Origin of the sequence: Chamaesiphon sp. (genome assembly GCF_041737865.1) — a bacterium.
Taxonomy (GTDB): Bacteria; Cyanobacteriota; Cyanobacteriia; order Cyanobacteriales; family Chamaesiphonaceae; genus Chamaesiphon.
This window is the reverse complement of the sequence record NZ_JBGSQZ010000295.1, coordinates 1-23476: the sequence shown is the minus strand read 5'-3', so window position 1 is coordinate 23476 and position 23476 is coordinate 1. Positions and strand designations below refer to the sequence as shown.

The 23476-nt window shown below is 46.6% G+C and carries 19 protein-coding genes and 2 tRNA genes; 14 read left to right on the top strand and 7 right to left on the bottom strand.

Annotated features, from left to right (window positions below; genetic code table 11):
* The first annotated feature begins 314 nt into the window (after positions 1-314).
* The 7 genes from ACEW9J_RS22905 to ACEW9J_RS22875 all read left to right on the top strand — a co-directional run bounded on the left by ACEW9J_RS22905 (position 315) and on the right by ACEW9J_RS22875 (position 12491).
* The gene (locus ACEW9J_RS22905; RefSeq protein WP_373547384.1) at positions 315-884 is read left to right on the top strand and encodes a hypothetical protein; all 570 of its coding nucleotides are present in this window, start codon (positions 315-317) and stop codon (positions 882-884) included.
* A 442-nt stretch (positions 885-1326) separates the two neighbouring features.
* On the top strand, positions 1327-3828 hold the full coding sequence (locus ACEW9J_RS22900) for an endonuclease MutS2 (protein WP_373547383.1): 2502 nt from the start codon (positions 1327-1329) through the stop codon (positions 3826-3828).
* Between the two features lie 795 nt (positions 3829-4623).
* Entirely contained in the window at positions 4624-6951 is a 2328-nt protein-coding gene (locus ACEW9J_RS22895; protein WP_373547382.1) for an alkaline phosphatase, read from the top strand.
* Positions 6952-7349: 398 nt separating this feature from the next.
* The gene (locus tag ACEW9J_RS22890) at positions 7350-10895 is read left to right on the top strand and encodes an esterase-like activity of phytase family protein (RefSeq protein ID WP_373547381.1); all 3546 of its coding nucleotides are present in this window, start codon (positions 7350-7352) and stop codon (positions 10893-10895) included.
* Between the two features lie 396 nt (positions 10896-11291).
* Positions 11292-11798 carry a ShlB/FhaC/HecB family hemolysin secretion/activation protein gene (locus ACEW9J_RS22885; protein ID WP_373547380.1) on the top strand — a complete coding sequence of 169 codons (507 nt, stop codon included), beginning with the start codon at positions 11292-11294 and terminating at the stop codon, positions 11796-11798.
* 27 nt (positions 11799-11825) lie between these two features.
* Entirely contained in the window at positions 11826-12047 is a 222-nt protein-coding gene (locus ACEW9J_RS22880) for a hypothetical protein (RefSeq protein ID WP_373547379.1), read from the top strand.
* Positions 12048-12062: 15 nt separating this feature from the next.
* Positions 12063-12491: a BamA/TamA family outer membrane protein gene (locus ACEW9J_RS22875; protein WP_373547378.1), complete on the top strand. Its 429-nt coding sequence runs from the start codon at positions 12063-12065 to the stop codon at positions 12489-12491.
* A gap of 90 nt (positions 12492-12581) precedes the next feature.
* Here the strand turns inward: ACEW9J_RS22875 and ACEW9J_RS22870 are convergent, their stop codons facing one another.
* Together ACEW9J_RS22870 and ACEW9J_RS22865 are read right to left on the bottom strand one after the other, a co-directional pair.
* On the bottom strand, positions 12582-12854 hold the full coding sequence (locus tag ACEW9J_RS22870; RefSeq protein WP_373547377.1) for a DUF433 domain-containing protein: 273 nt from the start codon (positions 12852-12854) through the stop codon (positions 12582-12584).
* Positions 12855-12954: 100 nt separating this feature from the next.
* Complete coding sequence (locus tag ACEW9J_RS22865) at positions 12955-13551, bottom strand: Uma2 family endonuclease (protein WP_373547376.1); 597 nt, start codon at positions 13549-13551, stop codon at positions 12955-12957.
* Between the two features lie 212 nt (positions 13552-13763).
* Here ACEW9J_RS22865 and ACEW9J_RS22860 point away from each other — a divergent pair, with 212 nt between their 5' ends.
* From ACEW9J_RS22860 to ACEW9J_RS22840, 5 genes are all read left to right on the top strand, one after another.
* Entirely contained in the window at positions 13764-13967 is a 204-nt protein-coding gene (locus tag ACEW9J_RS22860) for a hypothetical protein (protein WP_373547375.1), read from the top strand.
* A 249-nt stretch (positions 13968-14216) separates the two neighbouring features.
* Positions 14217-14289 (top strand) — tRNA-Asp (locus ACEW9J_RS22855).
* A gap of 29 nt (positions 14290-14318) precedes the next feature.
* A tRNA-OTHER gene (locus tag ACEW9J_RS22850) sits at positions 14319-14440 on the top strand.
* Positions 14441-14779: 339 nt separating this feature from the next.
* On the top strand, positions 14780-16414 hold the full coding sequence (locus ACEW9J_RS22845) for a TROVE domain-containing protein (protein WP_373547374.1): 1635 nt from the start codon (positions 14780-14782) through the stop codon (positions 16412-16414).
* A 118-nt stretch (positions 16415-16532) separates the two neighbouring features.
* Positions 16533-17123, top strand: a complete 591-nt coding sequence (locus ACEW9J_RS22840) for a hypothetical protein (RefSeq protein ID WP_373547373.1) — start codon at positions 16533-16535, stop codon at positions 17121-17123.
* Between the two features lie 203 nt (positions 17124-17326).
* Here ACEW9J_RS22840 and ACEW9J_RS22835 read toward each other — a convergent pair whose 3' ends face one another.
* The 5 genes from ACEW9J_RS22835 to ACEW9J_RS22815 form a co-directional block, all read right to left on the bottom strand.
* Positions 17327-17536: a hypothetical protein gene (locus ACEW9J_RS22835; RefSeq protein WP_373547372.1), complete on the bottom strand. Its 210-nt coding sequence runs from the start codon at positions 17534-17536 to the stop codon at positions 17327-17329.
* Positions 17537-17672: 136 nt separating this feature from the next.
* Positions 17673-18224 (bottom strand): SH3 domain-containing protein, encoded by a 552-nt coding sequence (locus tag ACEW9J_RS22830; protein WP_373547371.1) that lies wholly within the window; start codon positions 18222-18224, stop codon positions 17673-17675.
* A gap of 140 nt (positions 18225-18364) precedes the next feature.
* Positions 18365-19852: an AAA family ATPase gene (locus ACEW9J_RS22825; protein ID WP_373547385.1), complete on the bottom strand. Its 1488-nt coding sequence runs from the start codon at positions 19850-19852 to the stop codon at positions 18365-18367.
* Positions 19853-19955: 103 nt separating this feature from the next.
* Positions 19956-20345 carry a type II toxin-antitoxin system VapC family toxin gene (locus tag ACEW9J_RS22820; RefSeq protein ID WP_373547370.1) on the bottom strand — a complete coding sequence of 130 codons (390 nt, stop codon included), beginning with the start codon at positions 20343-20345 and terminating at the stop codon, positions 19956-19958.
* Entirely contained in the window at positions 20342-20566 is a 225-nt protein-coding gene (locus tag ACEW9J_RS22815) for a type II toxin-antitoxin system Phd/YefM family antitoxin (RefSeq protein ID WP_373547369.1), read from the bottom strand. Before ACEW9J_RS22815 ends, ACEW9J_RS22820 begins: the two co-directional genes overlap by 4 nt.
* Before the next feature lie 219 nt (positions 20567-20785).
* Between ACEW9J_RS22815 and ACEW9J_RS22810 the strand changes: the two genes are divergently transcribed.
* Together ACEW9J_RS22810 and ACEW9J_RS22805 are read left to right on the top strand one after the other, a co-directional pair.
* Positions 20786-22018 carry an opacity family porin gene (locus ACEW9J_RS22810; protein ID WP_373547368.1) on the top strand — a complete coding sequence of 411 codons (1233 nt, stop codon included), beginning with the start codon at positions 20786-20788 and terminating at the stop codon, positions 22016-22018.
* A gap of 209 nt (positions 22019-22227) precedes the next feature.
* Positions 22228-23241: a type I glyceraldehyde-3-phosphate dehydrogenase gene (locus ACEW9J_RS22805; protein WP_373547367.1), complete on the top strand. Its 1014-nt coding sequence runs from the start codon at positions 22228-22230 to the stop codon at positions 23239-23241.
* The last annotated feature ends 235 nt before the right edge of the window (positions 23242-23476 follow it).

Sequence of the window (23476 nt, the reverse complement as noted above, 5' to 3'; positions counted from 1 at the left end):
TTGTCTCGCTTTTATGTGCGGGGGAACCCCGCCCATAGCGAGCCGCTAAATCCCCCTTAAAAAGGGGGACTAAGACTCTTGCTCCCCCTTTTTAAGGGGGCTGGGGGGATTCAATCTATACTTTTCAAACACCCTCTAAGGGTAGCCCTACAGGTTAATTGTGTAGGGGTGCCCTTGACGGGTACCCTGGATCTACGCTTATTACTGTCTGCCTGATGCAACGCACGAGTCGTGAAACCGCCTAAGCAAAACGTCTCGCTTCACTCGCCTAGAGCTTGTAACTGTCAACTGTCAACTGTCAACTGTTTAAAAATATGAAACTTTTAGCTTATCTATTCGGTTTGGGTGCCGTAACTAGTGCGATCCTATCCAACCTTGCCCCAGTACTGGCTCAGATCGCTGGCGGTAATGATAACGGTAGTGGCAGAGAAGCCATCACCGCCCCACTAGCTGGGAGCCGTCAGGAAACTTACATCTCCCAGAGTCAAATTGCTGTCGATCGATTTTCCAAGTCGCTAACGGCTAACAGTATTGGCGATGTAGCTACATTTGATGTCATCAATGGTAGCGCACCCGCCCCGCTAGTGGCGGCATTATTACCTACTGGGGTTACGGCTGATGGTGCGACTGGCAAAGCTGCCGATCGGCTTGCCAATACGCTCAAAGGGATGCGATCGAGCGATGGTAAGATTGACGCTAAGAAATTAAATGGCTCTGTCGGTGCATTTAATCAGTACGTCAAAGCTCTAGTTGGCGAACTCGGCCCAGATCGAGCAATCGCCACGGCACCTGTGGGGCAAAAAGCTGTCCAAGGACTTCTGAGTCAACTACTTCAAGTTGCCAACCAAGCAGCACCTCCAGCTCCAGCCGCACCCAAACAATAGGAGCACAAGAGTGGGGATTGAGCGCGCAGGCTTCGACCGATATTAGTAAGATTGATGCCTAGACTAAATTCCAGTCAAGCAACTTCTAACTACAATCTAGAGTAAAGCGAATGCCGCTCCAAGCTGTCTTGACTCGCTAAACCCTCGGGGAACCCGAGGAGCGCGAGTCGCTCACACACGCCATCCATACGCAGGGGAGTTTGAGGGGGGGAGTTTGAGGGGCGGCGTTCCGCTCCTCAACGGGGGGTCTGGGGGTTCCGACCCCCAGATCCGGGTTCTGCCCACACTAGGAAAATCGCCACCCTCAGATTCTCTTCGGCTGCCGATTTGCTGCTCACTAAAAGATCTCAAATAGGTTCTATAAGGGTAGGGCTGGGGTGGGGTGAACAACCTTCACAACAACTCAAATCGACTTGTGCAGACACGGTAGCCTGATTGAGGGATGAAATCCCCAATCTCGACCATCTATAATGGTTGGGAGTGCAACATCAAGTGTAGATTAGTGATTCAGGCAGAGACGTTAGAGTTATTAGAATGGTCGCGGTTGTGTCAGCAGGTAGCAACATTTGCAGCGACTAAGTTGGGGACGATTGCGGCGAGAAATTTAGTCATCCCCAAGCAGCTTAGTGTCAGTCTGAATCTACTGGCGCAGACAAAAGAGGTGTATGACTTAGAAACCCGATTGACTGGTGGTTTGTCCCTCGACGGGATCGAAGATTTTGGGGATGCACTCGAACGCGCTGCGGTGCAAGGGATGTTGTCAGGGAAGGAGCTGCACGAGATTGCGACTACCTTGGCGGGAATGCGGAAACTCCGCCGGACGATCGAGAGTGAAGAAAATATCCCTGTGTTGCAGGGATTGGTAGCAGACGTGCGGACGTATCCCGAACTAGAGCAAGATATTTACCGCTGTATCGACGATCGCGGGGATGTCACCGATCGATCGAGTGAAAAATTAGCCGATGTGCGAGTCAAGCTCAAAGGACTGCGCGATCGGATCTACAAGTTACTCAATAGTCTGATCCAACGTCAAGCTAATGCGATCCAACAGCCATTAATTACCCAACGTAGCGATCGATTCGTCATCCCAGTCAAAGCTTCCCACAAAGATGCTATCCCTGGTGTAGTTCACGATACATCTGGGAGTGGCTCGACGCTCTACATCGAACCCCATCAGATTATCAATCTCGGCAATCAACTGCGCCAACTCCAACGCCAGGAACAGCGGGAAATCGAACTAGTGCTGACGGCTCTCACCGCCAAGGTGACGGAAGTTGTAGACGATCTAGAACATCTGCTGGTAGTCGCTACGACGATCGATCTCGCCACCGCCAGAGCTAGATATAGTCTGTGGTTGGAAGCCAATCCCCCCAGATTCATCGAGCCAGCATCTGAATATATTACCCTCCGCCAGCTCCGCCACCCCTTACTACTGTGGAAGCATCGTCACGAGGAAGGTGCCCAGGTGGTGCCGATCGATCTATCGATCCGTCCAGATATCCGCGTAGTGACCATTACTGGCCCCAATACAGGCGGTAAAACCGTTACCCTCAAAACTCTCGCGATCGTCGCTTTGATGGCCAAGGTGGGGCTATTTATCCCCGCTCGTGAGCCAGTTGAGATTCCCTGGTTCGACCTGATTCTCGCCGACATTGGCGATGAGCAATCCCTGCAACAAAGTCTGTCTACATTTTCGGGACATATTCGCCGGATCGGGAGGATCTTGGATGCCATCGGGGAAGAGGAAACGGGGAGCGCGGAGCGGGAAGAAGGAGACGAAGACATCCCAATCCAAAATTCCTCCTTAATTCTCCTCGATGAAGTCGGAGCCGGAACAGATCCTGCTGAGGGCAGCGCATTAGCGATCGCTCTATTGCAATATTTAGCCGATCGAGCGATGCTAACGATCGCCAGTACTCACTATGGCGAATTAAAAGCTCTCAAATATCAAGACAGCCGATTTGAAAATGCGTCGGTCGAGTTTGACGATCTCAAACTTGCGCCGACTTATCGCTTATTATGGGGAATTCCTGGTCGATCGAATGCCCTGTCGATCGCTCAGAGATTGGGTTTAAATTCAGAAGTAATTGAGAATGCTAAATCTCAGGTAGTCTTGGGTGCAACTCAACAAGTAAATGAAGTAATCGCGGGGTTAGAAGCACAACGACGCAGCCAGGAAACCAAAGCCAATCAAGCGGCGGCACTCCTTAGACAGGCAGAAGCATTCTATCTGGAAGTTTCTCAAGCCGCCACTCAGTTGCAAGCGCGAGAACAGGAACTCAAACTAAATCAGGAACGCGCCATTCAAGCCGCAATTACTGGAGCCAAAGGTGAAATCGCCCAGGTAATTCGCCAACTCCAGCAAGGGCCACAAACCGCTCAGGCTGCCCAGCAAGCCACCTCCGCCCTAGATGGACTAAATAATCGTCATTTACCAGCTAAGTCAACGCCCAAGCCGCCTCCAGGCTTCAATCCGCAGGTTGGCGATCGGATTCGCATTCCTAAATTAGGACAAACGGCCGAAGTCCTCACCAAGGTAGATGATAGCGGTAATCTCAGTGTCAAATTCGGCATCATGAAAATGAATGTCGCTCTAGTCGATATCGAGTCTTTGACAGGCGAAAAAGCTGCACCACCGCCGAAAAAATCCGCAGCAAAAGTTCCAGGTAAAGCTACTCCGGTTGCTGCTGTAGTCGCAATTCGGACATCTAAAAATACTGTAGATGTGCGAGGGCAAAGAGTAATGAATGCTGAAACTGAAATCGAACGCGCGATCGGTCAAGCATATCAATCCGGTATTATGTGGGTGATTCATGGTAAAGGTACTGGCAAACTCCGCGAAGGAGTCCAAGAATTTTTATCCCATCATCCCCAAGTCGATCGATTTGAATTAGCTGGTGAAAAAGATGGTGGCGGTGGTGTGACGATTGTTTATCTAAAATAGTTTAGATTGTCTCACGATTCACAATATAGCAATCCTAAATGAAAAGTTAGGTTGATGTAGTGGGACGACAAGACTAAAAGTGTGGGTAAAGCGATTTTCTTTCTCCAGAGGCTGCGCCAACGCTCGGAATATTACTAATTGTGGGCATTCAGAGTTCTGAATGCCCACAATTTTAGCCTTGTTGAAGTAGGGTGTGTTAGCGACAGCGTAACGCACCAATATTTACCAGGATCTGATTTAGGATTGCTATATACTTACGGCAGACTAAGCTGTTTTACATCTAAATCTTTTGACTGAATCCCTTACAGCAAAGGTTCTAGAGGACAAAAGAGTGTTTTAAATGTTTGACAGCTTAACGCTAAATGATTATCATATTCAAAATCAACGCCTTGTAGCTGGGCGAAAAGTAAATTTAGCAATATCACAATATTTACAAAAGTAACTCGCTCGCCGAGCGTAATCTATACATTATTTAAGCACAATTATCCTAATCTAGACATCAAAAATATTAAACTCAATCTTTAAATTTCTTAATTAAACCTTAACTGGATATTAATCTTTTACTGTGCTGTATTTAACATGGGGAGCTAGATCTCAATGTTAGAATTTTAGTGAAAAGATTGTATCGATCGAGTAATGACACCAAGCTAGTCCGATCCAACAAACTAGCTTGAGTAAAGTATGGTGCTGCCTAAGCTGACAGAATCTTTTGCTAATACTATCCTTCTCTTTTAAGTTCATTATTGTCACGATCGAGTCAATCCGATCTAGATAAACACAGGAAAGTTAAATTGCATGGCTAAGAATACGATTATCATGATTGGCGACGGTATGGGCTGGGAAATGACCCGCGCCGCAGCCGTCTATAAGCAGATCCAAGAAGGTAAAACTGGTGCTAGCCTCAGCGATTTCTACACGGCTGGTAAAGGTACTGGTCTGAACATGCAGACCCTCACGGGTTACACCTTGGCGACCAATTACGGAACGACGATTCCCGATGCTAATGGTGTCTACAGCACTGGTCAAGCAGCCGTAACTGGACCTAACACTGCTGCGACAGGTGCCAATCCAGCTACTGCTGGTTTTGTATTCAATCCCACTTTCAACCCTGGTACTACTGCTAGTGGTGGGGCAAAAGTTAGTGATGGCGTAGTTGGTAACTTAGTTGGTTACGATCCCGTCCGTGGTGGTGTCAATCCCTGGACACTAGGCACTGACAAAGAATATATCAAACTCAGCTATCCTGACTCCGCGAATACTGCTACGACCCTTTACACTGGGATCAAGAGCTATAATAATGCGATCGGCGTTGATATCTTTGAGGACAACATCGAAGGTGCTCTAGCCAAAGCCGCAGCACAGGGTAAATCGACTGGTATAGTTACATCTGTACCCATCGATCACGCGACTCCAGCAGCAGCAGCAGCCAACGTCAACCGTCGGAATAAATATGACGAAGACTATCCAGCATTGGATAATATTCTGCAACAAGAACTCCGCATCTACCAACCTACCGTCATCCTCGGCGGCGGTCATCCCTTATCTACGCCTGGTAATCCACTCCCTGCTGGAGTCGAGCCGCTGCGAGATAATACCTACATCAAGGCATCTACTTACAAAGAATTCAGCACCAAGCCTAACGACAACCTCTACGACTACACGTTCCTAGAGCGTGGTAAGGATGCCGCTAAAGTGCTGGCTGAGACAGCAGCTAAAATCGATCCGAATAACGGCGATCGCCTGTTCGGTCTATACGGCGCACGCGGTCAAAATGGTAATTTACCTGTCAGTTCTGCCAATGGTGACTACAGCACCACTGGTTTGGACATGTTCAGCGTCAACAGCACCAAAGGATTGAACCAAGACTTCCTTCGTCCGCTCAAATTTGGTGAAACTGACGCTCAATTCATCGCCACCGAGCGCAATGAAAACCCCACTCTCGACGATCTGACCAAAGCTGCTCTAAACATCTTGGGCAAAGATCCCGACGGTTTTTGGGTGACGATTGAGGGTGGAGATATTGACTGGGCTGCTCATGATAACAATATCGACAACCTGATCGGTGCAACTCTAGACTTTGACAAATCGGTTGGATCGGTCATCGCCTGGATTAATGCAAATGGTGGTTGGGAAGAGAACCAACTCATCGTTACTGCCGATCACGATCACTATCTGACCCTCAATGGTGATTTCCCAACTCTAGTTCGTAACAATGCCGCTAACGGTATCAGCGAACTAACCACTAACGACAACATCGCTCAATCTGGTAACTTCTGGGGTACTAGCGCAACTGATAAGTACAATTGGGGCAACCACACCAACCGTGCTGTACCTGTCTACTACCAAGGGCCTGAGTCTTCATTACTAACGGCTTCGATCGGCACTGGCTATGAAGCTTATGGCAAACAAGTTCAAGGTATTCCTGGCCTAATCGATCAAGTTGATATCGGTGAAACGCTGATCGCTTCAGCACTTGACACCGTTCAGAAGGAATTGGTAGCCGGAACTACTGGTGTTGATGTCTTGATTGCATCTGCTAGCAGTAGTGTTGATGGTGTCTACGACACTGTTTTCACTGGTGGTGGTAATGATGTTATCGATCTCGCTTTCAACACCAACGCCCGCAATAACCGCGTTGATGGTGGTACAGGTGCTGATACCATCTATGTCAGCCGTAACGATCGCGCTTTCGGTAGTGCAGGCGATGACATCTTTGAAGCTCTCGACAGCAAAGGTGGTAATCGGATGTCTGGTGGTGCTGGTAACGACGACTTCTACCTCGGTAGTAATGACTTCGCGCTCGGTGGCGATGGTGCCGATCGATTCTTTGCTAGCAACGGTGGTGGTAACACCATCTCTGGTGGTGCTGGTGCCGACCAATTCTGGATCGCTAATGCTGAGTTGCCTGGTGCGGGCAACAAAGTCGTAGACTTCCAAATCGGTACCGACGTTATCGGAATTAAAGCGGCTCTTAGCTTGGGCATCAGTGCTAGCACGCTGAAATTGGCTCAAGTTGGTGGTGATACTGCGATTAATTTTGGTACTCAAACCTTAGCAACGTTGATCGGTATTCAAGCTACTAGCTTGAACACTAGCAACGCTGGTCAGTTTGTCTTTGGATAATCACAAGATTAGCAATTAGATATTTAAGATTGTCGGCAAAACATCTCAAGATATTTTGCCGACTTTTTTTAGATATTGTTGGTAAATAGTAGATTTTGGTTGTTTCTATGTATGCTGTCTTAATCAGATCTTAATGTCAAGCTAACTCAAGCTTAACGCTGGAATAAGAACACAGTGATAAGATGCACCTGGAAATATCGCTCGTCAAGTGCGGTATCGTGTTCGCACCTAGTTGTCTACATAAAATGCGGTATCTGACGATCGTTACATCATTTTATGGTAGCTGACATCGCAGTTATGCAAACTCACAATACCAAGAGTATCAATTCTAGCTACTCAAAAAAGTATTAAAGCGAATACCATCCACATTCTATCCAGATTACTAAAGGGAGATTTCAATGGCAATAGTTAATGGTACTGCTAACAGCGATGTATTGTTCATCGACAAAGAAAAAAGCAACGACACATTGCTTGGTCTAGCTGGAAATGACTACTTAGATGCTTTGCCTGGAGCGGGAAATAACGTTCTCCGTGGTGGTGAAGGTGATGATGAGTTGTATGGTTATACAAACGATCGACTGTTTGGAGATGGCGGCAATGATAAGCTGTCGTCTGATGGCAATGGTACCAATACCTTAGCGGGTGGTGATGGTAATGACATTATTTATGCAGATCGCAACGATCTAGTTTCTGGTGATGCGGGCGATGACACAATTTATGGCGGACAGGGTGGCAATACAATTACTGGCGGCGCGGGTAAGGATGTATTTTTGGTGGCCAATGTCGATCTACCCAACACCCCCAATACAATTACTGATTTCGATCGCCTAAACGACACGATTAGAATTAACCTCGCTGGCGTTAGCCAATTTAGCGATCTAACTATTGCCAAATCTGGCAATGATGCCACAATTAGTTTTGGTACTCAACAACTCGCACTGCTCAAAAATACAGCCCCAGGTAGCCTCAATAGCAACACAGTCGCAGTCGGTATTAATGCACCCAATAATGCGGGTAGCAATGTGACTAGCTACGAATTTACCAATCTACCCAAGCTCGGTACTACCTCCAAAGGGCAAGATATCTTCCTCGGTGGCTTCTCGGGATTGTATTTCCAAGGCATTGCTGCCAATGGTAATCTCAAGTTTGTCACGAATACCGATCGCGGGCCAAATGGCGATCCGACTGGTGCCAATCGTCCCTTTTTCTTACCTAATTTTCAACCCGAAATCGTCAGTTTTGAACTCGATCGCACCTCTGGCGAGATAATTATTACCAAGCGCACTGGCTTATTTAGAGCCGATGGTAGGACACCACTTACCGGACTGCCCAACCTCCAAGCTGCGGCTAATGGTTTAGCCTACACCGATGAAATTGGTGTCGATCTCGATGGCAACGTTTTAGCCAACGATCCGCTCGGCGCAGATGTCGAAGGCATTGTCATCGGCCCTGATGGTAACTACTGGCTGGTAGACGAATACCGCCCCGCGATTTATCACTTTGATACTAATGGTAAATTACTCGATCGGTTTATCCCTAAAGGTACCGCTACTGCTCCAGTAGTCGATCTACCTGCTGGCACTTTCGGTACCGAAGTATTACCAGAAGTATATGCCCAACGCCGTAGCAATCGCGGATTTGAAGCAGTCGCGATCGAAGGTACCAAGCTCTATGCCTTCATGCAAAGTCCGATCGATAATCCAGATAACGCTGGCGATACAGCTTCCAGAGCTTCCCGCAATGTCCGCATTTTGGAATTTGATACCGTCACCAAAGCCGTCACTGGTGAATATCTCTACCTGCTCGATGATATTACTGGTAGTGGCAATGCCAAAACCGACAAACTCGGCGATGCTGTCTCCCTCGGTGGCGGTAAATTTGCCGTTGTCGAACGCGACGATCTCGCTACTACAGCTTCAAATAAGCTCATCTACCAAATCGATCTAGCAACAGCGACGAATATTAATAACCCTGCCAACTTTACCTTACCCACAGGTAAAACGATCGAGCAACTTACACCCGCAGAATTAACCGCAGCCAAGATTAATCCCGTCAGCAAGAGCCTCATCGTCAATGCTGCTAAGTTGGGCTACACCGGAGTCGAAAAACTCGAAGGTTTAGCATTAGTCGCCCCAAATACTCTCGCCTTGATTAATGACAACGATTTCAATGTCGTTGCAGGTAGCAAGGTACCCTCAAAGTTAGGAATTCTCGAACTGTCGAAGGACTTATCCATCACTGGCGCGATCGTCAATCGATCGATCTTAGCCACCGATCCCGCTAACCTGTTATTGAATCGCAACGATGTCTACACCAAAATTACTGGAGACAACCGCAACAACATTATTGATGCGAGTACTGGTGGCGGTAACAATCAGCTATTTGGCGGCGACGGTGCGGACGAGCTATATGCCTACCAAAACGATCGACTCTACGGTGAAGGTGGCAACGACATCCTCGATGCTACCGACGGTGCAGGTGGCAACCTTTTAGATGGTGGCAGTGGTAACGATACCCTATTTGCTAACACCAATGATACGCTCGTTGGTGGCGATGGTGACGATACCCTGTTTGCTGGTTTAGGTGGTAATATCCTGACGGGTGGTAATGGTAAAGATACATTCGTTCTCGCTGCTGCAACCTTACCAACTAAGGTAAATATCATTACCGACTTCAAAGCTGGTACCGATACGCTCAAAATTGTTGGCATTCCGGGCATCGGTGACGATCTTACTAAGCTAACTGCGACGATCCAAGGTAACGATACGTTGCTCAAAGCGGGGACTGTCGATCTAGCATTGCTCAAAGGGATTCAGGCAAATTCGATCGCTGATGTCTTAAATCCCAACCCCAATCCCAACCCCAATCCTAACCCCAATCCTAGCCCAAGTCCAACTCCGATCGCTGGCATTAGCATCAACAAGAACCTATTTATTACCGACACCACAGTTAAAGGTATGGGTATCAATGCTGACAGTCAGCAACCAGGTAGTAAAGTTAATGAAATTGGCTTTTTTGCTGTCGATGACATGACTGGTAAGATCGGCAGTATCACCCCTGGAGCAGCAGGTTATCTGAAATTAGCGATCGATTCAGCCAAGCCGATCTTCTCAACTCTTCATGGTAGTTTCTTTAGCAAGAATAAACGAGAAATTAGCTTAGATTCCAATAAAAATTACCAATTTTTCCAGGTGCAAGACGGCTCGATTGCCGATCTGAAACAACAAATTGATGGTGGTAAAATACCAACTAATCTCTTATTTGCACTGCCCGATGCAAGTGGTAACAGTCCATTTAAAGTCACAACTAACAGCACCAATGATGGCTATAAAATGTCAGTTAATAACGATGAACTGATATTGAATGTGTCCAAACTCGCTGGTACTACACCGAATATCCCCATCGGTGCCAAATCCCAAGGATTGCTCCAAGGACGTATTCTCGATCTCACCGACTACGTAGGCAAAACCCTCAAAGCAGATATCACCACCACCAGTGATGCAGGCTACAACAACAATATTGCTTTCTACGTAGTCGAAGATGCTATCCTCGGTACCATCAAAACTACCACTGGTAATATTCTCAAGCCTGGTGACGCTACTTATGCCGCTGAGGCAATTAAAATTGCAATCCTTCAAACAGGTAAAACCGATAGTAAACTCAACCAAGATCTCACTGGCGGTAAGATCTATGCACCTGTACTCATCGCGCAAGGTACACTAACCGATTTTGCCAGCAAAAACCCCACTAATGGCGGTGATGCTAACCAGATTCATGCTTACTTCAACTATCTCGGTGCCAATCCCGATAAGCTCGATCACTTCCGCTTGTTGGGTAACAATACCTTTGGTGTAGAGGATCTCTATGGTGGTGGCGATCGCGATTTCAATGATGTAGTTGTCAATATCAATATCAAAGTAGCCGATGGACAAGCCACCGCCTAAAGGTGGGGGCTTTAAACCCCTGATTTTCGATCGATGGCGCACCATCTACCCTCCACTGTCTTGAAAAGGTGCTCCACTTGTCTCGCCTTTGTGACCCCGATCCCGCACTTTTCGCCATCCACCATCAGCAATTCCAAATTCAGAACGAGTCTAGGTCATTTTAGCTAATTGACAACCCTTGAAGGCGTTTGATTTGTACAAGAGAATGAGGGTTTCAGCCCACACAATTTTTGAATTTGGAATTGCTGTCTCGATCGCCAGTATCTCACCAGTGGCGCGTATATTCCTACCGGACAGACATTATCGATCGATGGTGCGGTAGTCAGGATTCAAATCGTCGAAGGTAAGCTCGAAGATATTCAAGTTACAGGTACCCAAAGACTCAATCCCAACTACATGCGATCGCGGCTAGCATTGGCTACCAGACAGCCCTTGAACAACGATCGACTGATTGAAGGATTGCGCCTGTTGCAACAAGATCCCCTCATTGGCAGTATCGCTGCCGAACTCTCAACTGGCATTCAACCAGGTACCAACCTGCTCGAAATTAAAGTTAGGGAAAATAAAACTTTTACAGGCGAAATTGCTACCAATAACCATCGCCCACCGAGTATCGGCAGTTGGCAACGCCGCGCCCAGATGAGCGAAGCCAATGTCACTGGCTGGGGCGATACGCTGATTTTTGCCTATAGTAATACCGATGGTAGTAACGGGATCGATACTAGTTATACCGTGCCGCTGAGTCCATCCCAGACTACTCTGAGCGTCAATTTCGGCGGGACTAATAGCCGGATTATCGAAGAACCTTATCGATCGCTCGATCTGACTACCACTTCCCGCTATGCCGAAGTCAGCGTCCGCCAGCCGCTACTCCGTCGGGCTGGGCAAGATTCTACTCAATAATTCGCGCTGAGTCTGACTGGTTCTAGATTGGAGAGTAATAGTGCGTTGGGCAATACGCCCTATCCCCTCAGCTCTGGAGCGGATGATAATGGACGGCTCGGTATCTCAGCTTTGCGGTTTGGGCAAGAGTATATCTACAGAGACAATCGCTCTGTATTGGCACTGCGGAGTCAGCTAAATGTGGGTGTTGGTGCGCTCAACTCGACGATTAATCCCACTGCTCCCGATAGTCGGTTTGTCTCCTGGTAAGGGCAAGGGCGATGGTTGCAACAGTTGGCTCCGAATACCGATCCGATCGTCCAGGGGCGGGTACAATTGGCAGATCGATCGCTAGTAGTGCTAGAACAGTTTGCAGTGGGCGGACAAACTACGGTACGCGGCTATCGTCAGGATGCACTACTGGCTGATAATGGTGCTTTTGCTGCGGTAGAATTACAATTACCGATCGGTAAATCTCCAACAAGTTTGTTCCAAATCGTACCCTTTATCGATGCGGGGACGGTGTGGAATAAGTCCGATCGAAGTGGCAATGGTAGCAATACTTTATTATCTACTGGGTTGGGATTGCAGTGGCGAACCGATAATCTCAGTGCGCGGATCGATTGGGGGATTCCGTTGATTAATATTTCTGGTAGCCAGAATTCATGGCAAGATAACGGGTTGTATTTTTCTGTTCGCTACTTTCCTTTTTAATTAGTTTAGATCCGATGGGGGCAAATCGATCGAAGGATTCTAGGACAAGGAAGTGACTTCTCGATTATCATCAAACTGAGGAGATTTTCATCAAGTAGAATGAGCATTGAGCATTTCGCCTCGACGGAGCATGACACGCGCGATCGTTTCTAGAACTTGAAGCGCAGCAATTTGGAGGTGGGGAAAATCTCCAGAAAATTCACTCCAGCCGTCTTCGCCTTCAATGTAATCGAATAGGGTTTGGAGGGGCACACGCGTCCCAATAAATACAGGGATACCCGTCATAATTGCTGGATCGCTATGTACGATTTGGCGTTTGCAAAGCGTCTCTACCACGTCATTATTGAATTGCTGAATATCCATTATACTTTGCCGATGGATTTTTATATTGAATCTCATCAATCCATTTATTCCATTTTACCTTGCTCATCCGTTCGGCGATCGCAATAATGGGTATGAAATATTAGATAATTCTAGCTAAGTTCAATATAAATCCAGGCAATACATCATTACAACTAACCGAGATTGGGGATTGTAAAATCTCAACTTCTACACTGAGTCGATAGATCTCCACCTGTCGATCTTGGGGGTTGATTAATAACCCCAACCGCACACCATTATCGCGATATTCGATCATTTTCGATCGCAATTCTGGCAATTTATCCGTGCGCGAACGTAGCTCGATTACAAAGTCTGGAGCCAGTGGGGGAAACTTCTGACGATCTTCATCAGACAGTGCATTCCACCGTGATAATTCTACCCAAGCAGCATCAGGCGATCGTTGACTACCCAATGGTAGCTTGAAAATCGTTGAAGAACTAAAAGCTCTACCTAAGTCTGTAGTTTGGTTCCAGACATATAATTGAGAACCTAAGTTTAACTCACGATCTCCACTTTCTCCGCCTACTGGTGACATAACGATTAGAACTCCGGTAGCGGTTAATTCGAGTGGCTGTTCGGGATTAGCGATACAGAGTTGATAAAACTGTTCGTCAGTGAGTTTGATGGTACTGAGATCGAGGGGGAGTGAATCTGGGATATTGGAGTAAGCGATGGTCATAAAACCTCCAACCGATTGCAGGGATAAGTTTTGGACTAGTTTGATTATATACTCAAAACGGCTACAGGATGGACTTTTTATTCAATAGCCTAAGCTTTGCTCCACAAGGGTTTCAACCGTTAGAGTAAAAGTCTAGCTCTCATCCGTGTTTAGTATAACTGGAATCACCAGATCGCTTGGATTGCAGTTTTTGGTATTGTGGGTCGTTGATTTTGGTTAGTATTGCCAATACATTGCGCGATTTGGGTACTCGCGATCGCACAGATCGACTCCAGCCCCCGTCTACTGTACCGCTAACGTGTCCGATCCAGCCGACGGGTAGTTTGCAAGCTGCGGCATATTATCAACTCGCGATCGCCTGTTATCAGCCAGCTGGGACGCTGACAGCGGATCTCGATCTGCTCAGTCTCCAATGAGTAGCTTAATAGCAAAGTACCATTTTTACCCGCAAGGGGTGCAGATCTGAGGGTTATCGCTATTTACGAATCCCCCCTCGAATCGTCGGAAATGCGGGTGCAACCCCCGCCTCACTACCTATAGGTGGGTAGCCAATTAGTAAGGCAGTTGATTTATTCCTTTTCGCTTAACTTGCCCGTCAGGGACGACAGATGAGGATTATCGTGGTTCAACCATTCGCAGGTGCAACTCCTGCTCCACCTAAATTTGGGATTGTAACTCAGTGGTTAGAGTGTCCGCCTGTCTAGCGGAAAGTCGCGGGTTCGACTCCCGTCAATCCCGTCCATCTCTTAATAAGAGTTGGTATCTAAGGAACTGTAGCTCAGTGGTAGAGCACCTAAAAACATCCTTCTTCGCCTTTTGCCTCTAGGGGACGTAGAACGAGGATTATCGCCTTATAAGCAGGTGGTAGGTTCGATTCCTACCAGTTCCAATATGACTTTCATCAGTCATAATGCCGCGCGATTGAAATCGCCGCTCGGAATGCAAAACCCACCTGCGCGGGTTAGATAGTTAGTCCGCGCAGGTGGGTTTTGCAACACTAGCAACGATTTCAATCGTTGTGGTATCCGAACCGCTCACTAGTGAGCGGTTGCCATAACAGCAGATCGTCTAGATAGATAGGACGCCGTTATTATCCCTTTTCAAACAGTTTGCCTGCAAAGGACGAATGAATAGGGTTATCGCTTTCCCGCCGGAAACGTGGGTGCAAATCCCACTCTGCTGAATTTTTACATTACCGCCCTCACGGGCTGAAGGAGGTTACAAAAACATGGTTTACAATTTCTTTTTCGGTAACAAACAAATACAAGCTACACCGCAAAACAAACCAATTCCTGGACGCAAATCAGAAATGATTCGAGGTAAATCCGGCGGTTATATGTTCCAGGCTGGCATTTGGCGGACATTGCGACGGTGCTTGTTAATCGGGACTGGTAACGGTAGTTACTATGCGACTAAATGGGAATTGACCAACGATTTTGTCGATGTTTTGGAACAATCGATCGCCGAAGATCCCGATCGAGTGGCACAGGAAATCGTCTATGCTTCTGACGGTCGATCGATTAATAATAGTGCGCCGATCTGGGCATTAGTATTACTCTCGATGGGTGAATCTCCCGCCGCTAAAGCAGCTTTTCAATCGATCTTTCCCCAAGTCATCCGCACAGCCAGCCACTTTTATGAGTGGATGAGCTACACCAAATCCGTGCGCGGTTTCGGTAAAGTCGTCCGCGAAGCTGGTAAAAATTGGTTGTTGCAAGGTGATACCAAAGCCCTCGCTTATCAATTGCTCAAATATCAACAACGCCACGGGTTTTCCAATCGTGATGCGTTACGATTGTTTCACGCCAAACCGCAAACCGAAGATCGCGATTTATTGTTTAAGTGGGTGGTGAATGGATGGGACGAATTGCCCCCAGAACCGCCTACAGCTGCCCCAAATCAGATCTGGTGGTATGAATGGTTAAAACGTCACCCCGATCGCACTCCAGAGGCAATTTCTAAGGGTCGCTTGACGTATGAAATGGCTGCACCTGTGGGCAAAATGGATGTCGCCGCATGGCAGTTATTGTTTGAAGATATGCCGATCGGTGCCCTATTACGAAACCTCGGTTCTTTAACTGAAATTGGTGTCTTGGCTCATTCCAAAACATCTAAGAAAAACCTCAACCGTGTGGCATCAATTCTCAATAGTAAGGAACACTTACGCAAAGGACGCATTCACCCGATCGATATTCTCAAAGCACTTAAAACTTATCGCTCTGGTGGTAGTTTGGGCAAAAGTAGCAAAACTTGGATACCTGTACCGCGCATCGTTGATATTTTGGAATTAGCCCTCGAAATGTCCTTCGATGCGATCGAGCCTACTGGCAAAGTATTTATGCACGCTGTCGATATCTCTGGTTCGATGTCTTACTATTCGGTAAGTTCAATTAATCTTACCTGTTGCGAAATCGCGACGACGATGGCATTAGTATCGGCAAAAGCGGAAAAAAACTACATGATTCGGGGTTTCTCAACTGAGTTTATCAGCCTGAATATTAACCGCAGTGACTCATTTAGTTCGGCAATGGAAAAAGCTAGTAATCTCAATTTTGGGGGTACAGATGCTAGTTCTGCTTACAATTGGATGATAAAAAATAACTGCTATGCTGATGTAATTTGTTTTTGGACTGACTGTGAAAGTTGGGCTGGGTATAAGCATCCCACCCAAGCATTAGCAGAATATCGTCAAAAGGTGAATCCTGATGCTAAAGCAATTTATATCTCGCTCGTGCCTAACAATATCTCCTTAGTAGATCCAAAAGACCCGAACTCTTGGGATATTGCTGGTTTCAATCCTAGCACTCCCAGATTGATTCAATCGTTGGCGGAGCCTCTGGAGAAAGAGAATCGCCAGTGGTGAATTATGAGGTAGTTGGCATCACTACAACTCCTCTCCCAATCTCAGTGGGAGATGGGCTTTTTCTTAGCGACAAGCACAAGGCAGTAGCGATATAATTAAGGTAGTGTCAGAGATTATCGTGTCCAAGTTTAGCCGATCGAAAAAGGCTAGCCAAAAACATTCAGTCATCACCGATCGTTGCTGGGGCTACTACCACAAATCATTGTTCGGGAAGATGTTGGCGTTTATGATAGTTGGCACATTACTACAGTCCATCCAAGCCCGCCAAAAATGGCTCACTCGCATCGGCATCGCGATCTTCGCGATCTTGGCTGCTGATACCATCGCCTTGACTGAGAAACCCGCTCGATCGATCTCAGCTCCATTTACCGAAGGCATCCACCTTTATGGTGAAACCGAGCGACCGGATGTAGTAGGTAAAGAATATATGATTTTTGAAACGATCGGTACTAAAACGCTCGGTGCTTTTTACTTACCCCGATCGGAGTTTAGTTGCTTTTACGGGCAGTTTAAAGGATCGAGCTTAAATGTGACCTTAATCGACCCCTTCGATCGTCAAAAGTACAATTTGACCCTCGCCGTCAATCCCAACGGTTTTACAGCCAGCAAGCAGCCAATGATGGGTCAACCGACCTATCAACCCCTCGGCAAAATTAGTGATAACGATCGCCGGATTTTAGCTGCTTGCAAATCACAACTTCCCAAATAGCTGCGAGTTACTCCCTAACCTGTGACAAATTGCGGAGTTCGTCCGGTCGGGAAACCCGACCATGGAACGAACCCAAGCTAGGCATCTAGTGTAGAGGTGGATGGTGAACGGTGAATTATGAATGCCTATTTCTTCGGTGGTTCGGGAGTAGAAAGATTTAGATCGGTGGAAATAGTAAATTAGTAAGTATACTTAGCGAAAGTCTAATCGATATCGATCGATTGTGGTCTTTTTTGGCTGCCGGATCCAGTTTGACTGCTAGTAGGTGTAAATCCTGCTTGCTTTTCCAACCATGTTTTTACGGGATCATCAGTTAGATTTAACCGCAGCACTCCAGAGATAAAACCACTACAAAAGGCGGCTGGTTCTTTGGTAAATTCTTTGAGAATAGGTGTCAATTCGTTCAAAAGCATAAGATCGATCGGGCTAACTTAGGGGATATCTGATCTCTCAATTTTAGCTCAAACAGCATTGATGATGTTAAACAGTTGACAGAGAGGTAGGGTGTGTTAGCGAAAGCGTAACGCACCAATGTTCGATACTGAAATATCAATCTTGAGCATCGGTTTGGGGTCTATTTCGTCTACTTCTAGCTCTAGGTTTTTCTGTGGGAGCCTGTTGCACTGCCGCCGCTGCGGCTTTATCGATATTCCCCGCTTTCACCCAACCTTGGACATTATCCACTTGCGATCGAATCAACACCCACTGTTTATCATCACTGGTTTTGATAATCGCAACTTTGGCATTAAATGCCACACTACCCAGCTTTTCGGCACCAGAATTAGGGTCTTTCTTCAGCGATAACCCATCTTTCCAGACGACTTTGGCATCAAATACTTCAGGCGGAAGCTTTTGGGGCGCATTTGGATCTTGAGGAGTAGTTGGTACCTGAATAGGTTTAGCTGCTGGCGGTTTGGGTTTAGGCTTGTCTGCAAGCGATTTACCACCATCCCGCTCTTCTGCAAATATAGGTTTGGGTGGACGTGTACTCATCTGAGTAACAAAGAAATAATAGCCCGCAGCACCCAAAATTCCAACCAATCCAACTAATCCAGTCAGAATACCGATGAGTAATTGTAGAGATTTTAGTGCGCCATTCATATTTGGGTATTAGGTATTAGGTGTTAGGGTTTAGGGGTTAGGGATGGATTGCGTTGTATTTAGTATCAATTTTTAAATTATTTCTATTGGCGAAAAGCCTAAAGCCTAAAGCCTAAAGCCTAAAGCCTAAAGCCTAAAGCCTAATCCTTACCTTGTCTCGAAGCTAGTCTCGCTTTACCAGAGTTTGCCCAGTCTTGGAGGAATTGGATTTGGGATTGGGCGGTGACGGCGAGGGGGATCATTTGACTGGCTGATTCTAGAATATCATCAGTGGTGAAATCACGGTTTTGACTGAAGCCGATGTGCATGGCTTCAATGAGGGTTTGTTCGATTTCGGCACCTGAAAAATCGGGTGTTTCGTATGCTAATCGATCGATGTCATACTGGGCGAGGTTATGGGGGCGGAGTTTCGTGAGATGGACATTGAAAATGGCGCGGCGTTCGGCTCTAGTCGGTAGTCCAACAAAGAAAATCTCATCAAATCTACCCTTACGGAGCATTTCGGCGGGGAGTGAGTCGATATTATTGGCTGTCGCGACGACGAAGACGGGGGAAGTTTTTTCAGTCAACCAGGTGATAAATGTCCCAAAGACCCGACTCGATGTGCCCGCATCGCCTTTCCCATCGATACCTGCGAAGGCTTTGTCGATCTCGTCGATCCAGAGTACGCAGGGAGATAGAGCTTCGGCGAGTTGGATCATCTGTCTGGTGCGGGCTTCCGACTCGCCTACCAAACCACCAAATAATCGTCCGACATCTAGCCTCAGCAGGGGTAGATACCAGTGATGGGAGATGGCTTTAGCCGTAAGAGATTTACCAGTGCCCTGAATTCCGACCAGGAGCAGCCCTCTAGGGTAGGGCAGACCATATTGACGCGCTCGATCGGAAAAGGAACCCCCACGGCGCAGCAACCAGTCTTTGAGGTTATCCAAACCACCGATATCGGTAATCTGTTCTTTGGCGGGGTAGAAGTCGAGAATTTGAGTCTGGCGGATGGTTTGGCGTTTTTCAGCGAGTACCAATTCGACATCATCGGGACGAATTTCGCCGTGGGTGGCGATCGCGCGAGCTAGTACCCGTCGAATCCGATCGAGTGATAATCCTTGACAAGCACGAACCAGATCGTCTAATTGCTGATTTGTCAAGTTATTACTAGTCGCAGTGAGCAATCGATCGATCTCGACTTTGATTTCGCTCGCAGTTGGGAGCGGAAATTCTAATAGGACGATCGCTTCGCTCAAATCGCTGGGAATGGTAATCTGAGGTGAGAGGATGACGATATTTTTGGGTTCGGATTTGAGCTTGCGCGCTAGATTGCGGAGCTTCCTAGCGACAGAAACATCTTCGAGAAAGCGGTGATAATCGCGGAGAATAAAGATCCCAGAGACATCGGGACTGAGCTTATCGACAAATTCGAGGGCTTGAAGGGGATTGCGTTTACCATAGCCATTATCATTGGGATTGCCCTGATAACCATCCACAAAGTCCCAGATATAAATCGGACGATTGCCTTGCTGCTGGGCAACTTTGGAGATCGCACCTTCCACCCGTTCTTCTTCGGTGGTGGGGATATAAATCAGGGGAGATCGCGCCCGTAAAAGTAGTTCAAATTCTGTACTAAATGCCATATTTGGTAGCCAAGGACTGCGGATCTGGATTTCCCCGATCCGGCTCAATCTATCTGTTCATAGCTTAATACAATCTACAATCAACAAGCTGGGCATCCAGCCTCTATTCCCACATTAATCGAACTGGATAGAGTGAAAATACCCGATCGGCACTGATAATTAAGATATCTTCAACGATCGATTGAGCAATTAATAGACGGTCAAACGGATCGCGGTGATGGAGTGGCAAAGTAGTAATTAGATCGAGATGTTCTAACCTTACAGGCAACGATTCCATGCTATTGAGTCTCATTTGCTCTGAAATGAAACTTGCGTAAGGAGTACCAATATTAAGTTTGCCAGTGCTTTGCTTAATTGCTATCTCCCAAACGCTGGCAATGCTCAACAAGATATCATTCCTGCCATCATTAATAATCGCAGTTACGGAACTGGGCAATCTGTCGCTACTTTGAACATACCAAATAAAAACATGAGTATCAACCAGAAACCTCACTCCATATACTCCTTGAATTCTGCTAACGGCTCGTCAAAATCATCTGATACCCAGATTAGCCCTTTGGCACTACCAGGTTTACGATCTGGTCTGATTTTTCCGATGGGCGTGAGTTTAATTGCAGGTCGATCTCCGTCAATCACAATTACTTCTTCACCATTAATGGCAGCTTGGATTAGCTGGTTTAGGTTAGCTGCGGCTTCTGTTACAGATACTTGCATAGTTTTAGCACTGTGACTACACCTTAATTGTAGGAGATTACTAGATAAGCGCGATCGCCAACTTGGGAATATTTCTCTCTGAGTATAGATAATGCCTGACCGGAACTGGGCACACTGATTGTAAGTAATCCAAATCACTCCTGTGCAAAAGTCAATCTATTTGGATTTTAGTTACCTAAATGTCAGACACCCCGTTCCATTCAAATCGAGACTAAAATCATGAATCGTGTATACATCATACTTGTTTCACTAACAGCGATGGCGGCGGTGACAGCTAGTGGCGCAAATGCTCAGGACAACTCCTCAGCTAATCTAAAACCCTACTCAGTCGGCCCTGCGATCGAATTTAGTGGCGGCGGCACATCCTTTGGTATTAAAGGGCGAATCAGCAATCCAGGCGTGCCAGTATCTGTCAGACCGATCGTACTGTTTGGTTATACACCCACTGTTAATGGTGCTACCTTCACTCAAGCGTTAACCAATGGTGTCAACAACTTTAGCAATTTTGCCGCGCTAACGCCCGAACAGCGACGAGCGCAAATAAAATTAATTGTTGATTTTCCCTTAACAGAACAACAAGCCGATGATGTCGCCAAGAAACTCAGCTTGGCTTTGGCTATCGATCCTACTACTCGAACTGCCGAACAGGACTTTTATGTTGGCAGAGCATTAAGCACAGTATTCGATTACAATCTTGAGGCATTTAAAAATTTAACGCCAGCGCAGCAGCAAGCACAAGTAAAACTTTTTCTGCCTAATGCCACTGACGCTGTTGTTGCGACTACTGTCAGTGCCTTAGACGCAGCGTTGAAGACTCCTTTTAACAATCGGACTCCCGCACAGCGTGAGACGATCTCGAATGCTCAAGGAGTGCTGAACACCACCAATCTCAGCGGATTTTCCAGCCTTACTCCCGCACAGCAAAAGGAACAGGTAGGGATTTTGGCTAACAATGCTAAACCGCTAATTGACTCACAACTCGACGCTGCTGCAAATAGTTTAATTGCGGTACTAAATACTCCTGCTGCAAATCGGACTGAATTCCAAAAAGAAACTTTAAGTTTCGCACAGCAAAATGTTGCTTACATCGCCAACACACAGGCAATTGGTTTTACTCCAGGCTCTGGTACTGCTTATGGTGCCGCGATTACTTATGATTTTGAATCGGCTGACAAAAAGCTGATGGGATATTTTGGCCCCAGAATCTTGTTTGCGACTGGCTCTAGTAAAGTTGGTAACTTTGATACCAGCACTACCGAAACTAGTATTGGTGCATTAATAGGTGCCGACTATGCAATTTCTGGCGATCTTACTGCTGGATTAAATGCTACTTACAACTTTTCTAAGAGTGGTACGTTGAGTGTATCAGGCCCTGGTGGGTTTAACGGCAGTGCCCCAATTTCCGGTAACAGTAGTTTCGATATTGGTATGAGTCTTGGTTACAGATTTTAAAATCGCAAGGCTGTAATTCGATCGATTTGTAAGTATTTTGGTGAATATCTTCAGGCTGTGATGGCACTGAGGATATTTTTTTATGCACAAATCGAAAAAAAAGTCACCATTCTTACATCGATCGAGTTATGGATGTGTATGGATTGCGATATGATCTGATTTTATCACTGGATATATACTGAGATTTACGAAAAGAGGGATAAGAGGCTGTGATTAGAGTAGCGATCAACGGGTTTGGGCGGATCGGGCGAAATTTTATGCGGTGTTGGCTAGGGAGAGCCAATAGTCATATCGAAGTTGTCGGCATCAATGATACTTCCGATCCTCGTACCAACGCACACTTGCTCCGATACGACACCATGTTGGGCAAGTTCGATGCAGAAATCAGTGCTGATGATAACACCATCACTGTCAATGGCAAGGTCATCAAATGCGTATCCGATCGCAATCCTGACAACTTACCCTGGAAAGACTGGGAGATCGATCTGGTAATTGAGTCTACAGGGGTATTTATCAGCCATGCTGGTGCTTCGAGACATATCAAGGCTGGGGCGAAAAAGGTGCTGATTACGGCACCAGGTAAAGATGAAGACGGTACATTTGTAGTCGGAGTCAATGATAAAGACTACGACCACGATAAACACTTTATCATTAGCAATGCTAGTTGTACTACCAACTGTCTCGCACCCTTTGCCAAAGTCCTCAATGATAACTTTGGAATTATCAAAGGTACGATGACCACCACTCACAGCTACACTGGCGACCAGCGGCTGTTGGATGCTTCTCACCGGGATTTGCGGCGGGCGCGGGCTGCGGCAATGAATATCGTCCCCACATCTACTGGTGCTGCTAAAGCTGTAGCTCTAGTATTACCAGAATTGAAAGGTAAACTCAATGGGATTGCGCTGCGAGTTCCTACCCCCAACGTCTCAGTGGTCGATCTAGTCGTCCATGTTGAAAAGAAAACCTTCACCGAAGAAGTCAATGCTACCCTCAAGGCAGCCGCTCACGGGCCAATGAAAGGGATTTTGGACTTCTGCGAGTTGGAACTAGTTTCGAGCGATTTCAAAGGTACTGATGCCTCTTGTACGATCGATTCTAGTCTGACGATGGTTATGGGTGATGATATGGTCAAAGTCATTGCTTGGTCTGACAATGAATGGGGCTACAGTCAGCGGGTCGTCGATCTAGCTGAAATCGTCGTTAAAAAGTTGTTCAAGTAATAATTGCTAATTGCTAATTGCTAATTGCTAATTGCTAATTGCTAATTGCTAATTGCTAATTGCTAATTGCTAATTGCTAATTGATATAGCAATCCTAAATGAAAAGCTAGGTTGATGTAGGGTGTGTTGGGCTGCTGCCGCATGAGCACCACAATCGATACCTAAGGATTTGATTTAGGATTGCTATAGTTAACAGTCAATCGTCGATCGTTCGATCGAATTGTACCGCTCGAAC

What these genes read in the sequence shown, in the direction of transcription:
- ACEW9J_RS22905 (WP_373547384.1), top strand. Translation starts at nt 315, where the DNA reads ATGAAACTTTTAGCTTATCTATTCGGTTTGGGTGCCGTAACTAGTGCG.
- ACEW9J_RS22900 (WP_373547383.1), top strand. Translation starts at nt 1,327, where the DNA reads ATGAAATCCCCAATCTCGACCATCTATAATGGTTGGGAGTGCAACATC.
- ACEW9J_RS22895 (WP_373547382.1), top strand. Translation starts at nt 4,624, where the DNA reads ATGGCTAAGAATACGATTATCATGATTGGCGACGGTATGGGCTGGGAA.
- ACEW9J_RS22890 (WP_373547381.1), top strand. Translation starts at nt 7,350, where the DNA reads ATGGCAATAGTTAATGGTACTGCTAACAGCGATGTATTGTTCATCGAC.
- ACEW9J_RS22885 (WP_373547380.1), top strand. Translation starts at nt 11,292, where the DNA reads ATGCGATCGCGGCTAGCATTGGCTACCAGACAGCCCTTGAACAACGAT.
- ACEW9J_RS22870 (WP_373547377.1), bottom strand. Translation starts at nt 12,854, where the DNA reads ATGGATATTCAGCAATTCAATAATGACGTGGTAGAGACGCTTTGCAAA.
- ACEW9J_RS22865 (WP_373547376.1), bottom strand. Translation starts at nt 13,551, where the DNA reads ATGACCATCGCTTACTCCAATATCCCAGATTCACTCCCCCTCGATCTC.
- ACEW9J_RS22845 (WP_373547374.1), top strand. Translation starts at nt 14,780, where the DNA reads ATGGTTTACAATTTCTTTTTCGGTAACAAACAAATACAAGCTACACCG.
- ACEW9J_RS22835 (WP_373547372.1), bottom strand. Translation starts at nt 17,536, where the DNA reads ATGCTTTTGAACGAATTGACACCTATTCTCAAAGAATTTACCAAAGAA.
- ACEW9J_RS22830 (WP_373547371.1), bottom strand. Translation starts at nt 18,224, where the DNA reads ATGAATGGCGCACTAAAATCTCTACAATTACTCATCGGTATTCTGACT.
- ACEW9J_RS22825 (WP_373547385.1), bottom strand. Translation starts at nt 19,852, where the DNA reads ATGGCATTTAGTACAGAATTTGAACTACTTTTACGGGCGCGATCTCCC.
- ACEW9J_RS22815 (WP_373547369.1), bottom strand. Translation starts at nt 20,566, where the DNA reads ATGCAAGTATCTGTAACAGAAGCCGCAGCTAACCTAAACCAGCTAATC.
- ACEW9J_RS22810 (WP_373547368.1), top strand. Translation starts at nt 20,786, where the DNA reads ATGAATCGTGTATACATCATACTTGTTTCACTAACAGCGATGGCGGCG.